This is a genomic window from Paenibacillus humicola, from assembly GCF_028826105.1.
Lineage (GTDB): Bacteria > Bacillota > Bacilli > Paenibacillales > Paenibacillaceae > Paenibacillus_Z > Paenibacillus_Z humicola.
In genome coordinates, this window is the sequence record NZ_JAQGPL010000001.1 from 1,697,490 (window position 1) to 1,711,709 (window position 14,220).

At 57.5% G+C, this 14,220-nt stretch carries 12 protein-coding genes and 2 tRNA genes; 10 read left to right on the forward strand and 4 right to left on the reverse strand.

Annotated features, from left to right (window positions below):
- Positions 1 to 9 precede the first annotated feature (9 nt).
- Positions 10 to 906: an NAD-dependent epimerase/dehydratase family protein gene (locus tag PD282_RS07945; RefSeq protein WP_274649893.1), complete on the reverse strand. Its 897-nt coding sequence runs from the start codon at positions 904 to 906 to the stop codon at positions 10 to 12.
- Between the two features lie 308 nt (positions 907 to 1,214).
- Between PD282_RS07945 and PD282_RS07950 the strand changes: the two genes are divergently transcribed.
- From PD282_RS07950 to PD282_RS07970, 5 genes are all read left to right on the forward strand, one after another.
- Positions 1,215 to 2,213: an ABC transporter permease gene (locus PD282_RS07950; RefSeq protein ID WP_274649895.1), complete on the forward strand. Its 999-nt coding sequence runs from the start codon at positions 1,215 to 1,217 to the stop codon at positions 2,211 to 2,213.
- An 84-nt stretch (positions 2,214 to 2,297) separates the two neighbouring features.
- Positions 2,298 to 3,338, forward strand: coding sequence for a sugar-binding protein (locus PD282_RS07955; protein WP_274649897.1), 1,041 nt, complete (start codon positions 2,298 to 2,300; stop codon positions 3,336 to 3,338).
- A gap of 89 nt (positions 3,339 to 3,427) precedes the next feature.
- Positions 3,428 to 4,960 (forward strand): sugar ABC transporter ATP-binding protein, encoded by a 1,533-nt coding sequence (locus tag PD282_RS07960; RefSeq protein WP_420832277.1) that lies wholly within the window; start codon positions 3,428 to 3,430, stop codon positions 4,958 to 4,960.
- Positions 4,961 to 4,995: 35 nt separating this feature from the next.
- A complete protein-coding gene (locus PD282_RS07965; protein ID WP_274649901.1) occupies positions 4,996 to 5,655 on the forward strand; it encodes an aspartate/glutamate racemase family protein in 660 nt (219 codons plus the stop codon).
- 36 nt (positions 5,656 to 5,691) lie between these two features.
- Positions 5,692 to 7,125, forward strand: a complete 1,434-nt coding sequence (locus PD282_RS07970; RefSeq protein WP_274649903.1) for a four-carbon acid sugar kinase family protein — start codon at positions 5,692 to 5,694, stop codon at positions 7,123 to 7,125.
- 150 nt (positions 7,126 to 7,275) lie between these two features.
- Here the strand turns inward: PD282_RS07970 and PD282_RS07975 are convergent, their stop codons facing one another.
- The 3 genes from PD282_RS07975 to PD282_RS07985 all read right to left on the reverse strand — a co-directional run bounded on the left by PD282_RS07975 (position 7,276) and on the right by PD282_RS07985 (position 8,296).
- A complete protein-coding gene (locus tag PD282_RS07975; RefSeq protein WP_274649905.1) occupies positions 7,276 to 7,719 on the reverse strand; it encodes a DUF441 domain-containing protein in 444 nt (147 codons plus the stop codon).
- Between the two features lie 137 nt (positions 7,720 to 7,856).
- Positions 7,857 to 7,933: transfer RNA gene (locus PD282_RS07980), tRNA-Arg, on the reverse strand.
- Positions 7,934 to 8,222: 289 nt separating this feature from the next.
- Positions 8,223 to 8,296 (reverse strand) — tRNA-Gly (locus PD282_RS07985).
- A 103-nt stretch (positions 8,297 to 8,399) separates the two neighbouring features.
- On the opposite strand from PD282_RS07985, the gene PD282_RS07990 reads away from it, so the two are divergent.
- The 5 genes from PD282_RS07990 to ispG all read left to right on the forward strand — a co-directional run bounded on the left by PD282_RS07990 (position 8,400) and on the right by ispG (position 14,111).
- Positions 8,400 to 9,353 carry a hypothetical protein gene (locus tag PD282_RS07990; RefSeq protein ID WP_274649907.1) on the forward strand — a complete coding sequence of 318 codons (954 nt, stop codon included), beginning with the start codon at positions 8,400 to 8,402 and terminating at the stop codon, positions 9,351 to 9,353.
- Positions 9,354 to 9,446: 93 nt separating this feature from the next.
- The gene (gene tig / locus PD282_RS07995) at positions 9,447 to 10,748 is read left to right on the forward strand and encodes a trigger factor (RefSeq protein ID WP_274649909.1); all 1,302 of its coding nucleotides are present in this window, start codon (positions 9,447 to 9,449) and stop codon (positions 10,746 to 10,748) included.
- 281 nt (positions 10,749 to 11,029) lie between these two features.
- Entirely contained in the window at positions 11,030 to 11,611 is a 582-nt protein-coding gene (gene clpP / locus PD282_RS08000) for an ATP-dependent Clp endopeptidase proteolytic subunit ClpP (protein WP_274649911.1), read from the forward strand.
- Between the two features lie 25 nt (positions 11,612 to 11,636).
- The gene (gene clpX, locus PD282_RS08005; protein WP_274649913.1) at positions 11,637 to 12,893 is read left to right on the forward strand and encodes an ATP-dependent protease ATP-binding subunit ClpX; all 1,257 of its coding nucleotides are present in this window, start codon (positions 11,637 to 11,639) and stop codon (positions 12,891 to 12,893) included.
- Positions 12,894 to 12,998: 105 nt separating this feature from the next.
- Entirely contained in the window at positions 12,999 to 14,111 is a 1,113-nt protein-coding gene (gene ispG, locus PD282_RS08010) for a flavodoxin-dependent (E)-4-hydroxy-3-methylbut-2-enyl-diphosphate synthase (protein WP_274649915.1), read from the forward strand.
- Positions 14,112 to 14,220: the final 109 nt, after the last annotated feature.

Sequence of the window (14,220 nt, forward strand, 5' to 3'; positions counted from 1 at the left end):
TCGGCCGCCCTAGTTTACGTACATCCGCCAGTCATGCTCCTGCTTCCACCCGAGCAGCTGCTTCAGCTTTTCGTTGCTCAGCAGCGTTTCATGCTCGCCGAGCTCCTTCTTCACCGGAACGCCCGGGTAGAACCGGCCGAGCAGCTCCCGGGTCGGCAGATCGGAGGAGACGTCGTCGGCCGCAATATTGATGATCTGAAATCCGAGCCCGTCTTTTTCGATCCCGAGGCGGACGGCCTGGGCCAGATCGCGCACGTCGATGTAGCTCCATGTAATCCGTTTGCGGAACCCCGGGTCCCGGAAAAATGCCGGGAAATTCGCGTAATCCGGCACATCGATGACGTTGCCGATGCGGTAGCAATACACGTCCATGCCGGTCCTTGCGTGAAACGATTTGGCCGTTACCTCGTTCACGATTTTGGAACAGGCGTAGCTGTCCATCGGATCGACCGGATACTGCTCGTCCAGCGGAAAATAGTCGGGATTCCGGTGCTCGTGAGCGAAGACGAGCCCGTAGGTCGTTTCGCTCGACGCCAGCACGACCTTCCGAATGCCGTATTTCGCGGCGGCATCGAGCACATTGTACGTGCCCATCACGTTGATCCGGTAAATTTCGTTGTCGGGGTGCGTCATGATCCGCGGTATGGCCGCAAAATGGACGATCGCATCGATCGGCTGCGGGCGGATCGAATCGTCGAATTCGTGCCCCGCCGTGCTTGCCGCCATCGCATTGAACACTTGACCGGCATCGGTCAGGTCGGTAATGAGCGTTCTCGTGCGCGGGATTGCCGGGTTCATCGGCACCCGGTCGAGATTCAGCACCTCGTACCCGCGTTCCGCCAAATCCTTGACGATCCATTTGGCCGCCATGCCGCTGCCCCCGGTAACGATCACCCGTTTTGTCATGTTCCGTATTCCTCCCGTTTGTTCGGATTTTGAAATGGCAAACGATCCGTCCCTAATCGATTGCCGGCCGGTCCGCTCCGCTTGAAACTATAGCAGAGGGTGACTTACAAAATCTGTGACACACATCATGGTTTTTGGAAAAAAAAGCGCGTACATTTGGAGGCGGCGCGAGTGACGGATCCCCGGGGGTCTGGCCCCAAACCGCGGCGTCGCAGAAAGCGCTGCCGCGGCAGACGCTGCCGTTCGCGCTGTGAACGCAAGGCATATCCGCAGACCGCGGATAACTTTAACGTACAGGAGGTTGAGCAATGAAAGTGGCCGCAGAAGGGAAGCCGGGCGGCTTTCGGCTGCCGGCGGGCATCAAGCCCGTCATGTCCGTCGTCAAGTCGCGGGAAATGAACATTTTGGCGGTTTTGGTCGTCATGGGGGTCGTCATCACCCTGTTTTCGCCTTACTTTCTGACGACGGACAATTTGATGGGGGTATCCCGCGCGTTTTCCGTTACGGCGATTATGGCGATCGGCATGACGATGGTCATCATTACGGGAGGGATCGACCTGTCGGTCGGCTCGGTGATGGGGCTGTCCTCGCTGATAACCGCGCTGTCCTTCGCGCACGGTCTCCCGACCGCAATCGCGATCGCCGCGGGACTCGTTACGGGGCTTCTGGCGGGGCTTGCGAACGGCCTGCTGATTACGAAAATCCATCTGCCTCCTTTTATCGCGACGCTGGGCACGCTCAGCATCGGCCGGGGACTCATTTACATCATTACGGAGGGCTTCCCCGTTACGCCCGACGTGCCGGACGGCTACATCTTTTTGGGGCAGGGCTATATCGGCTTCGTGCCGTTTCCGGTGGTTGCCATGCTACTGCTCATGGTCGTTTTCTCCGTCGTGATGAGTAAGACCCGGTTCGGCAGGCACGTGTATGCGATCGGCGGAAATGAAAACGCTGCCAGGCTGAGCGGCGTCAAAACCGACCAAACGAAGATGATCGTGTATGTGCTGTCGGGCGTCATATCGGCGGCAGCTGGCATTATTCTGTTCGCCAGGCTGACCTCCGCCGAACCGGCCTCCGGTTTCGGGGCCGAACTGGACGTGATCGCCGCCGCCGCCATCGGCGGAGCCAGTCTGTCGGGCGGATTCGGCAGCATCGTCGGCGCCATTATCGGCGCCGGGCTGATCGGCGTCATCGCCAACGGCATCGTCCTGCTCAATATCAACACGTACGCGCAGCAGGCGATTACCGGGCTCGTCATTCTGATCGCGGTCAGCATCGACATGTGGCGCTCGAAGCGAAGGGGGTAAAGGCGTGCCGGAACTCGCTTCGGCCGCTTGAAACACGTTCCGTAAACCGTTTTGCAGTCAAATGAAAAAGGGAGCGATAATACGATGAAAAGGCATACGTTAACCGCTTGGGTCATGATTTTGGCGCTTTGTCTGACCGCGATGGGCTGTTCGGCCAAAGGGCCGGCAAACGCGGGCGATACCGGGGGGAGCGGCGGCGCGTCTTCCTCCGCTGGCGATCAATCGGCAAGCGGCGGCACCTCCTCGGCCGGCGCGAAGGACGATAAGGACATCACCGTCGCCCTCATTCCGAAGGTGGCCGTGCCGTTCTTCGACGATATCAATACGGGCGGCAAGGACGAGGCGGCGTCCCTCGGCGTGAAGTACCAATGGGTCGTGCCGGAAAACACGCAGGGCTCGACGCAGGTCCAGCTGATCGAGGATCTCGTCTCCAAGCATGTGGACGGCATCGGCATTTCCGTCAACGAGCCGAAATCGGTACAGGAAGCGATCAAAAAAGCGATGGATGCCGGCGTCAAGGTTTTGACCTACGATTCCGATTCGCCGGACAGCGGCCGCACGATGTACATCGGCACGGTCAACGAATCGGCGGGCGAGACGATGGGCAAGGCGATGGCCGAAGCGATCGGAGGCCAGGGCGAGGTGGCGATCGTTACCGGACAGCTGGGCGCGCTTAACCTGAACCAGCGCATCGAGGGAATCAAGAAGGCGCTTGCCGGATATCCGGCTATCAAGCTGGTCGATACGCAGGGCACGGAGGACGACCTGGCCAAGGCCGTATCCGTTTCCGAAGGCATTTTCAGGGCGCATCCGAACCTGAAAGGGATCTTTGGGGTGAGCCAGGTCGGCGGGCCTGCCATGGCGAAGGTAATGAATTCCAAGGAGTTTGCCAGCCGCAAAGGGGCCGTTCAAGTGTTTGCGTTCGACGATCTGCCCGATACGATTCAGGGCGTGAAGGACGGCTTTATTAACGGCATTATCGTGCAGCGTCCCGTTACGATGGGCAAGCTCGCCGTGCAGCATCTGGTCGCGCAAATCAAAGGGGAAGAAACCGTGCCGCAGCAGGATATCGATACGGGAGTCACCGTCGTCACCAAAGACAATCTCGATTCTTATACGAAATAAGCCTTCTTCGGCGCGGCGAATCCGGGGGCCCGCAGGCGCCGGCGGGCTCTACAGGCTTCTCGTTTTCGTTTATAAAAGGAGGGATGCGCGTGAAGCCCATTCTGCAAATGCAGAACATTTCCAAAAGTTTTCCCGGCGTCAAGGCGCTGAGCGGCGTCACGCTCGAGGTGTTCGAGGGCGAGGTGCTGGCGCTGGTCGGCGAGAACGGGGCGGGCAAAAGCACCTTGATGAAAATTTTGACCGGCGTTTACGAACCGGACCGGGACGGAAGAGGGAAAATCGTCGTGAACGGCGTGGAGACGGCCATCAAAGACCCGATTCACGCCCGGAATCTCGGCATCAGCATCATTTATCAGGAATTGACCACCGCAGAGAATTTGACGGTGGCGGAAAATATCTTTTTGGCCAAGGAGCCGCGCAACCGGCTCGGGCTGATCGATACGCGCCGCATGCTGGCCGAATCCGGGCGGATTTTGTCCGAGCTGAACATGGAGATCGATCCGGGCACGCAGGTAGGCGAGCTCAGCGTCGGTCAGCAGCAGATGATCGAGATCGCGAAGGCGATCTCTTATAACGCCAAAGTGATCGTGATGGACGAGCCGACCGCTTCTTTAAGCCATAAGGAAACGCGGACGCTGATGCAGCTGGTGCAAAAGCTGAAAAAGCAGCACATTTCGATCGTCTACATTTCTCACCGGCTCGAGGAAATTTTCGAAATCGCCGACCGGATTTGCGTGCTGCGGGACGGCCAAACCGTTCACCAAATGCCCGCGACCGAAGCGACGACCGAGATGCTCGTCAAAAAAATGGTCGACCGCGATTTGAGCGACATGTATGCTAAAGAAGAAAGCTTCGCGACGGACGAGGCCGTTTTGGAGGTCAGGGGCTTAACCCAGGCGTTCAAGGCCGCTTCGCACCGGGCGGTCATCCGGGATGTCGGCTTCAAGCTGCATAAAGGCGAAATTCTCGGCTTTTCGGGCCTCGTCGGCGCCGGCCGCACGGAAATCATGGAGCTTCTGTTCGGCATTCGTCCCTCCCGGGGGGAAGTGCTGCTTGACGGGGAAAGACTGAACGTGCGCGGTCCGGCCGACGCGATCCGCAAAGGAATCGGGTTCGTGACGGAGGACCGCAAGCTGCAGGGGCTGGTGCTCAATATGAGCGTCCGGGAAAATTTCAGCCTGACCCACCTGGAGCGCTATACGCGTTTCGATTTTGTCGACCGCAAGAAAGAGAAGCGGGCGTGCGAGACGTATATCGATGCGCTCGGGATCAAAACGCCGTCTCCCGAGCAGGAAGCGGTCCTCTTAAGCGGCGGCAACCAGCAGAAAATCGTCATTGCCAAATGGGCGGCCCGCCATCCGAAGGTGCTCATTGTCGACGAACCGACGCGCGGCATCGATATCGGAGCGAAATCCGAGGTCCATGCGCTGCTGCTCCGGCTTGCCAGGGAGGGAATGGGAATTATCATGATTTCATCGGATTTGCCGGAAATCATGGCGATGAGCGACCGCATTGTCGTCGTCCGGGAAGGCAGGATCGCCGGGGAGTTCTCCCGGGAGGAAGCGACTCAGGAACGCATCATCGAGGCCGCGGCCGGACAAGGCGGGGCAGCGGTTATATGAAGCCGGATATTTAAACAGGGAGGAATACAAACCAAATGAAAACGGTAGTCGTCATCCACACCGGGCCGGTAACGGTCCAGCCGCTGAAGGATCAGTTCAGACAGGTGCTGCCGGACGTCCGGATGATCAACATTATGGACGACAGCCTGCTGAATGACGCCATGCAGGCGGGCCATCTCACAAAGGAAGTATCCAGCCGCCTGTATGCCTACATGGAGCAGGCGCAGGCCATGAAGGCCGACCTGATATTGAACGCATGCTCGTCGGTCGGGGAAGCGGCGGACGCTGCAAGGAACCTGCTGTCGGTACCGGTTATCAAGATCGATGAAGCGATGGCGGACCGTGCCAGTGAAATCGGTTCCAAAATCGGCGTCGTCGCAACCGTGAAAACAACGCTGGAGCCGACCGTTCGGCTGATCGAATCGAAGGCGAAGGAGAAATGCAAGCCGGTCGAGGTCGTACGGCAGATTGCCGAAGGCGCGTTTCAGGCGCTGCTGGACGGAGACGGCGAGAAGCACGACCGGATCGTGAAGGAAACGATCTCGGAGCTGATCGCGAAGGTCGATGTCGTCGTGCTGGCGCAGGTTTCCATGGCTCGCCTTATTCCGAGTCTCGGTGAGACGAAGGTGCCCGTGCTGGCGAGCCCGTCCAGCGGCGTGGAGGCGGTAAAGAAAGCGCTGGAGCGAATGGCATGATCCCAAATTACACCGATCCAGGACAAGGTGAGTGAAATGGCAAATCCGATTCTTTATCGCGAAACGGCGGACAAACTGCCGCCGGAGTGGACGTCTCCCGGCGCGGAGGAGGAAATTCGGCGCAGCCTGCGTTCGGCCGGGCGGAAGCTTGTCGTCTTGGACGACGACCCGACCGGCGTGCAGACGGTGCACGATATCGAGGTGCTGACCGATTGGGAGCTGCCGCTGCTGAAAGAAGCGCTGCAGGACGAGCGCCCGCTTTTTTTCATCCTGACCAACACCCGTTCCATGACGCCGATGGAGGCGGAGGCGGTGAACCGCGAAATTGCGGGCAACGTGCTGCAGGCGGCCCGGGAGCTCGGCTGCGAGGTGGAATTTATGAGCCGCAGCGATTCGACGCTGCGCGGCCATTATCCGCTGGAAATCGATGTTTTGTCCGACGTTTACCGCTCCTCAGCCGGACGGGAGTACGACGGCCATCTGATCGTACCCGCTTTTTTCGAGGGCGGCCGTTATACGTATAACAACATTCATTATTTGAAAACGGACGAGTGGCTGACCCCCGTCCATAAGACGGAGTTCGCGGCCGATAAGGTGTTCGGCTACTCGCATTCGGACCTGCGGTTCTGGATCGCGGAGAAAACGGCCATGCGCTTTCGGCCCGACCAATGCCTGTCCGTCCCCGTCGACCTCATCCGCCAAGGGCCGGATGCCGTCGAAGAGCGGCTCATGCGCGCCAAAGGGCAGACGCCGGTCATCATCAACGCTATGTCCTATGCGGATTTGTTTCCGGTGGCGATCGCCCTTCACCGGGCCTATGCCCGCGGCAAACGGTTCGTTTACCGGACCGCCGCTTCGTTCGTCAAAGCATACGCCGGTATCGAAGACCGCGATTATGTGCCGCCCGAACGGATGACGGCGGGGGGCGGCGAGCGCCGCGGAGGGCTGATCGTCGTCGGCTCGTATACGGCCAAGACGACCGCGCAGCTGGACCGGCTGCTGCAGCATGGATCCGTTGAACCGCTCGAGCTGGAAGTCGAGCGGATTCTGGATCCGGAATCGGGCGCCGCGGAGCTTATGCGGTTGTCCGCCGAGCTGAACGGCATGCTGGACCGCGGCGTCAGCGCCGCCGTATACAGCAGCCGCCGGCTGGTCTCGGTTAAGGACAAGGCCGGCAATTTGAAAATCGGTCAAACCGTCTCGGCCGCGATGGTCGAGCTCGTCCGTTCGCTGTCTGCGGCGCCGAGGTTCATCCTTGCCAAAGGCGGCATCACGTCAAGCGACATCGCGACCAAAGGGCTGCACATCCGCAAGGCGCTCGTGCTGGGGCAGGCAGCCGCCGGCATACCGGTGTGGCTCACCGGACCGGAAGCGAAGTTCCCTCATCTGCCCTATATCGTCTTTCCGGGAAATGTTGGCGGGGATTCGACACTGATGGAGATTGTAAACCGCTTGATCGGCGGAAGGTAGGGGGGCGCCTCGGCCAGCCTTCGGCGCGGTTCGACGCGGCAGGACGGTTATTCAGCGAGGAAGCCCGGCGCCGAATTCGGCGCCGGGCTTCCTCGCTTTCCCTTTTTGGCCCCAATGAGCGCGTCTCCGGGTTTTCTTGAAACGGCCCTTTTATTTGCTGCCGATCAATAAAGACAGCAGTCCGGCCGCGATTAAGGGACCGACGGGAACGCCTTTGAAAAACGCGACACCGAGGACGGTGCCGATGAGCAGGCCGGCGACCACCGTCGGCTGATGCGCCATTAACGATACGCCGCGTCCGCCGAGGTAAGCGACCAGTACGCCGATGCCGATGGCCAGAAGCGACTTCCAGTTTAGGAAGGAATCGCGGATTGCGGCGAGGCTGATTCTGCCGCTTGCGAGCGGCGCCATGACGCCGATGGTCAGGATGATGATGCCGACGGTGAGGCCGTATTTCTCCAGCCAGGGAAAAGCGGCGTCGAGCTTCATCACCCGCACGAGCAGCAGCAGGATGACGGCGATCGTGATCGTGTTGTTATGGCTGAGAATGCCGAGAGCGGCAAAACCCACCAGCAGTAAAGAAGTGACGTCCAACGGTAATCCTCCTTGCGCGATGGTGAACTCTTTATTGTGCAGCAATGGGGGCGGAACATGGCGCCGGCAAATCGCCGGGAACCAAAAGAACCATGACGAGCTGCGTCATGGTTCTTGTCGTTATCGATGGTTGAGAATGGCGTCCCGGAAGGGATTCGAACCCCCGACCGTGCGCTTAGAAGGCGCATGCTCTATCCAACTGAGCTACCGGGACACGTAAGTAAGATTATAACATGGATCCGCTTGAATACGCAATAAATGATGAAAAAACGTCTGATGCCGTTTTTCAGGCGGGCGGAACAAGTTTTTGCTTCGATTAAAGGCGTAGAAGAGACGAGCAATGAACCTCTCTTAATAAAACAAAAAAGCTGCCTAAAAAAACAAAAAGTCCCCTTACGGGAACGTTTAAGGACATTCATAGTCTTTCTTTGCGAACGCGTCCGCAATCGAAAAGAAGGCCAATGCTGAGGTTTCGCTTCCCTTCTGGACATTTTAAGAAGTTATGGAGCGGGTGAAGGGAATCGAACCCTCGCCTCAAGCTTGGGAAGCTGGCGTTCTACCATTGAACTACACCCGCATGAATAATAGCAGAAATAATAATAGCACATGGATAAATGGAATTCAACTGCGGAGAATGTTATAATCGTGAACAACATCGAATGAGGGTGCCCGGAAAGGCGGTGATCCCAATTACACCACTACATCCTCCGCAGGAGGAAGGCAAGGACAATGTTTATTTGTTTCCGAATATGCTGGATCAATACCAGCTGCAGCTGACCCGGATGCTTGAAGCCGAGCAGTTCGGCGAAGCCAAGCGGCTGCTTTCATTTCTTCTCCAATGCCGGGGCGAAGAGAAACGGTACTATGAGGAATGGAGCAATTTGCTGTCCTGGCTCGAAATGGCTTTTCCGTCCGCCGATAGCCGCATTGCCGCCGAGGATGACGACGAAGAAGACGACCGGGTAAAGGAAGAAAAGTTCCGGCGGCTTGCGCTGGCACCGGAAAGGCAGGACGACGAGTATGTCGGACAGATTCTCTATATCATGCAGCATCATCCGATGCCCGATCAGCAAATGCTTGCGCTTGAGCGCGCGGCTCATTTGAATCATCCCGACATCGACCGGACGATCATGGCCTGGCTGACCGGCTCGGAGCTTCATCCCGCTCTGCAGTTTAAAGCGCTTCAATGCTTGCGGACCCGGGGAGTGACAGGGACGGTCGCGCTGGAGCGGCTGGGCGAACGGGTCGAGCTCGAAATCGAGGAGACGCCGCTTTCCATGGCTGAATTTCCGGTTGCGGTTACGAGAGTCGTAGAAAGGGTAGAAACCGTGACGGAGGTACGCGATGCGACGATGCCGCATTTTGCCCGGGAGCTGTGGAAGCTCAGCCTCCAGTGCCTGTACGGCACCTCGGCTTACAAGCGAATGCTGTCGGACGACGACGACACGATCGACTGCTTTGCGGCGGCCCTTCATCAAGCGCTCGAATTGTCGCTTTACGGCCGGGCGGACGACGACGAAATCCGGGATACATACGGCATTACCGATGCGCTCCGGTTTCGTTACGAGCAGGCGGCTCGGACGCTTCGCGGCGTAACCGTCCTGCAAAGCGGCGGAGAAGGGGACGAGCCTTGAAAAACCCGCGGATGTTGATTATAATAGAGTGGTTTATTAATCGTGAAAGACCTGACGCAGATGCGTTATTCAATTTGGAGGGGAAAGCATAACATGAAAGCAACTTGGGAAAAGATAGACAAGAATCTTGTGGCCGTCGACGTGGAAGTCGGGGAGCAGCAAGTTACCGAAGCCTTGGACAAGGCGTTTAAGAAGGTCGTTGCGAAAGTGAACGTGCCGGGCTTCCGCAAAGGCAAGGTGCCGCGCGCCCTGTTCGAGAAGCGCTTCGGCATTGAAAGCCTGTACCAGGACGCAATCGACATCCTGCTTCCGGACGCGTATTCCAATGCCGTGGATGAAACCGGAATCGAGCCGGTCGACCGCCCTGAAATCGAAGTCGAGCAATTCGGCAAAGGCCAGACGTTCAAATTCAAGGCGAAGGTGACGGTCAAGCCGGAGGTTGAGCTTGGCGAATACAAGGGGCTGGAAATTCCCGCGACCGATGCGATCGTGACGGAAGAAGAAATCGACGAAGAGCTGAACCGCCTCCAGCAGCGCCATGCCGAGCTTACGGTCATCGATGAAGGCGCTGCCGAGAACGGCGACGTCGTCGTCATCGACTTCGAAGGCTTTGCCGACGGCGAACCGTTCGAGGGCGGCAAGGCGGAGCGTTATTCGCTGGAGCTCGGCTCGGACTCGTTCATCCCGGGCTTCGAAGAACAGATCGTCGGCATGAAAACGGGAGACTTCAAGGACGTGGAAGTGACGTTCCCGGAAGAGTACCATGCCGAGAACCTAAAAGGCAAAGCAGCGGTATTCAAAGTGAAGGTGCATGAGATCAAACGGAAAAACCTTCCGGCTCTCGACGACGAGTTCGCCAAAGACGTAAGCGAGTTCGATACGCTCGACGAATTCAAGCAGGATTTGACCTCCAAGCTGAAAGAACGCAAGGAGAAGGATGCCGAGCAGGCGCGCGAAACGGCGATTTTGGAAAAAGTGGCGGAGAACGCCGAAATCGACATTCCGCAGGCCATGATCGATTCCGAAGTGGATTATATGGTTCGCGAATTCGAAAACAGGCTTCGCATGCAGGGCATGACGATGGACATTTATTACCAGTTCTCCGGCCAGAGCGAGTCGGCGCTGCGCGAACAGATGCGCGAGGATGCGACGAAACGCGTCCGTAACAATCTTGTATTGGAGAAAATCGCCAAGCAGGAGGGCATTGAAGTAACGGAAGCCGATTTGTCGGAGGAGCTGGAAAGCCTGTCCGGCATGTACAACCGTCCGTCCGATGAGCTTCGCGACATCTTTACGCGGAACGGCAATATCGAGAACCTGAAAGGCGAGCTCGTGCTTCGCAAGACGCTTAAGTTTCTGCTCGACAACAGCAAAGTTACGACAGAAGTGGCATAATGAACCGCAGCCGTCCGATGGGCGGCTCGTTTCTCATTGAGAGGATGAAGCGGAACATTCACTCGTCTTCGCCGCGATTATTTCGCGGAAACAATTGGGGCCTTGCCCCGTACATAACCGTACGGCGATGCCGTATACTGTAGTATTCGGAAAAATGACATTGCATCCGGAACGTGATAAAATAACAATATGCTCCCTTTAAACCACTAAAGACGAAAAGCGGTCTTTACATCGGGTGAAGAGGAATTTAGGGGTATATTACCTATGAGGAGGTTGGTCGCATGAATCTGGTACCTATAGTCGTCGAACAAACGAATCGGGGAGAACGATCCTACGATATTTACTCCCGTCTGCTGAAGGATCGGATTATTTTTCTGGGAAGTGCGATCGACGACGATGTGGCGAACTCCATTATCGCGCAGCTCCTGTTCCTTGCGGCGGATGATCCGGAGAAGGACATTCATCTTTACATTAACTCGCCCGGCGGTTCGGTAACGGCGGGCATGGGTATTTACGATACGATGCAGTTCATTAAGCCGGACGTATCGACGATATGCGTCGGATTGGCCGCCAGCATGGGCTCGCTGCTGTTGACGGCGGGCGCGAAAGGCAAGCGGTTCGCGCTTCCGAACAGCGAGGTCATGATCCATCAGCCGCTTGGCGGCGTGCGCGGCCAGGCATCGGATATCAAAATTCACGCCGACTGGATTTTGAAGACGAAGCAAAAACTGAACCAGATCTATGTGGATCGCACGGGTCAGCCTTATGAGAAGATCGATCGGGACACGGACCGCGACTTCTTCATGAGCGCGGAGGAAGCGCTGAATTACGGCCTGATTGACAAGGTCGTTACGGCTCTGTAACGAATCGATACGAAGGGGTGATCCCATGTTCAAATTCAACGACGAAAAAGGCCAGTTGAAATGTTCGTTCTGCGGCAAGTCGCAGGATCAAGTTCGCAAGCTTGTCGCCGGACCAGGCGTCTATATATGCGATGAATGCATTGAGCTATGCACGGAAATCGTCGAGGAGGAGCTCGGACACGAGGAAGAGCTCGATCTGAAAGATATTCCGAAACCGAAGGATATCCGCAACATTCTCGACCAGTACGTCATCGGTCAGGAGCAGGCGAAAAAATCGCTCTCCGTCGCCGTATATAACCACTACAAGCGGATCAATTCGCAGAACAAGCTCGAGGACGTCGAGCTGCAGAAGAGCAACATTTTGCTCGTCGGCCCGACGGGCTCCGGCAAAACGCTGCTGGCGCAGACGATGGCCAAAATTTTGAACGTGCCTTTCGCCATCGCCGATGCGACGTCGCTGACGGAGGCCGGCTATGTCGGCGAGGACGTCGAGAACATTTTGCTGAAGCTGATTCAGGCAGCCGATTACGATGTCGAGAAAGCCGAGCGCGGTATTATTTATATCGACGAAATCGATAAAGTGGCGCGCAAATCGGAGAACCCTTCGATTACGCGCGATGTATCGGGCGAAGGCGTTCAGCAGGCGCTGCTCAAAATTCTCGAAGGCACGGTCGCTTCGGTGCCGCCGCAGGGCGGACGCAAGCATCCGCACCAGGAATTCATCCAAATCGACACGACGAACATTCTGTTTATTTGCGGCGGAGCGTTCGACGGTCTCGAGCAGTATATCAAGCGCCGTATCGGCAAAAAGGTCATCGGCTTTAATGCGTCCGGCGACGGGCAGAAGGATTTGAAGCCCGGCGAATATTTGTCGATGGTGCTGCCGGAGGACCTGCTCAAATTCGGTCTGATTCCGGAGTTCGTCGGCCGTCTTCCGGTCATTTCGACGCTGGAGCCGCTTGACGAAGCCGCGCTGGTCCGGATTCTTTCCGAGCCGAAGAACGCGCTGGTCAAACAGTACCAGAAGCTGCTTGAAATGGATAACGTCAAGCTCGATTTCGAAGCGGGCGCGCTTGATGCGATCGCCAAAGAAGCGATCAAGCGCAATACCGGCGCCCGGGGACTGCGCGCTATCATCGAGGGCATTATGCTCGAGGTGATGTACGAGGTGCCTTCCCGCGAAGATGTTGGCAGCTGCCTCATTACGGAGAAGGTCGTACAGGAGAAAATCATGCCTGAGCTGACCACCAAGAAAGGCAAGAAAAAAGAAGAAAGCGCCTGATTGATGGCGATAATATCCGTCAAACAACTCCACCTTCGCCTTCATGCGGCTTCGAACCGCCTTTGCGGCGGAGGTGGACTTTGACTTTCATGGGAGAGATCTGGGATGTTCTTGCGGAAAGATACCGTGCCGGTCAAGGTCGGGCCGCTTACGATCGGCGGCAGCGACGAGGTTTTCATCCAGAGCATGTGCACGACGAAGACGGCCGACGTGGAGGCGACGGTAGCGGAGATTTTGCGGCTCGAGGAAGCGGGCTGCCAAATCGTCCGGGTTACGGTCAACAATAAGGAAGCGGCCGAAGCGATTAAGGAAATCAAGAAGCGGATTCATATTCCGCTTGTGGCCGACATCCATTTCGACTACCGCCTGGCGCTTGCGTCGATCGAGAACGGCGTCGATAAAGTCCGCATCAACCCCGGCAACATTGGGCGGCGGGAGAAGGTCGAGGCCGTTGTCCAAGCATGCAAGGCGAAAGGCATCCCGATTCGGATCGGCGTCAACGCCGGCTCGCTGGAGAACCATTTGCTTGAGAAGTACGGCTATCCGACGCCGGAAGCGATGGTGGAAAGCGCGCTGTTCCATATCGGCATTCTTGAAGAGCTCGATTTTCACGATATTATCGTCTCGCTCAAAGCGTCCGACGTGCCGATGGCGATTGCAGCCTACCGGATGGCGGCCGAGCAGATTCGCTATCCGCTTCATCTTGGCATCACCGAAGCGGGGACACTGCACAGCGGTACGATCAAAAGCTCGGCCGGCATCGGCGCGCTGCTCGCGATGGGCATCGGCAACACGGTGCGGATCAGCCTGAGCGCGGACCCGGTGGAGGAAGTGAAGGTCGCCCGCGAGCTGCTGAAATGCTTCGGGCTCATTACCAATGCGGCGACGCTCGTTTCCTGTCCGACCTGCGGCCGTCTCGATATCGATCTGTTCTCGATTGCCAACGAGGTGGAGGATTACATCAGCAAAATCAAGGTGCCGATCAAGGTATCGGTGCTGGGCTGCGCGGTTAACGGGCCGGGCGAAGCGCGCGAAGCCGATATCGGCATCGCCGGCGCCCGCGGCGAAGGCATGCTGTTCCGGTACGGGGAAATGATCCGCAAGGTGCCGGAGGCGGAGCTGCTGGCCGAGCTGAAGAAGGAAATCGACGAAATCGTCCGCGTCTACGAGGCGACGGGGGAAATTCCGGGCCGAAAGCACCAGCCCGCCGGCGTTTAATTGCCGCGCCGGCACATGAAACTTTACCATGGCAATAGCGATTATTCCATCCGGCTGGGGGCAATACTGTCAAGTATGAGTCCCGCATAAGCCGGATGTTTTTCGTTTG

What these genes read in the sequence shown, in the direction of transcription:
- PD282_RS07950 (WP_274649895.1), top strand. Translation starts at nt 1,215, where the DNA reads ATGAAAGTGGCCGCAGAAGGGAAGCCGGGCGGCTTTCGGCTGCCGGCG.
- tig (WP_274649909.1), top strand. Translation starts at nt 9,447, where the DNA reads ATGAAAGCAACTTGGGAAAAGATAGACAAGAATCTTGTGGCCGTCGAC.
- PD282_RS07965 (WP_274649901.1), top strand. Translation starts at nt 4,996, where the DNA reads ATGAAAACGGTAGTCGTCATCCACACCGGGCCGGTAACGGTCCAGCCG.
- PD282_RS07955 (WP_274649897.1), top strand. Translation starts at nt 2,298, where the DNA reads ATGAAAAGGCATACGTTAACCGCTTGGGTCATGATTTTGGCGCTTTGT.
- PD282_RS07945 (WP_274649893.1), bottom strand. Translation starts at nt 906, where the DNA reads ATGACAAAACGGGTGATCGTTACCGGGGGCAGCGGCATGGCGGCCAAA.
- ispG (WP_274649915.1), top strand. Translation starts at nt 12,999, where the DNA reads ATGTTCTTGCGGAAAGATACCGTGCCGGTCAAGGTCGGGCCGCTTACG.
- clpP (WP_274649911.1), top strand. Translation starts at nt 11,030, where the DNA reads ATGAATCTGGTACCTATAGTCGTCGAACAAACGAATCGGGGAGAACGA.
- PD282_RS07970 (WP_274649903.1), top strand. Translation starts at nt 5,692, where the DNA reads ATGGCAAATCCGATTCTTTATCGCGAAACGGCGGACAAACTGCCGCCG.
- clpX (WP_274649913.1), top strand. Translation starts at nt 11,637, where the DNA reads ATGTTCAAATTCAACGACGAAAAAGGCCAGTTGAAATGTTCGTTCTGC.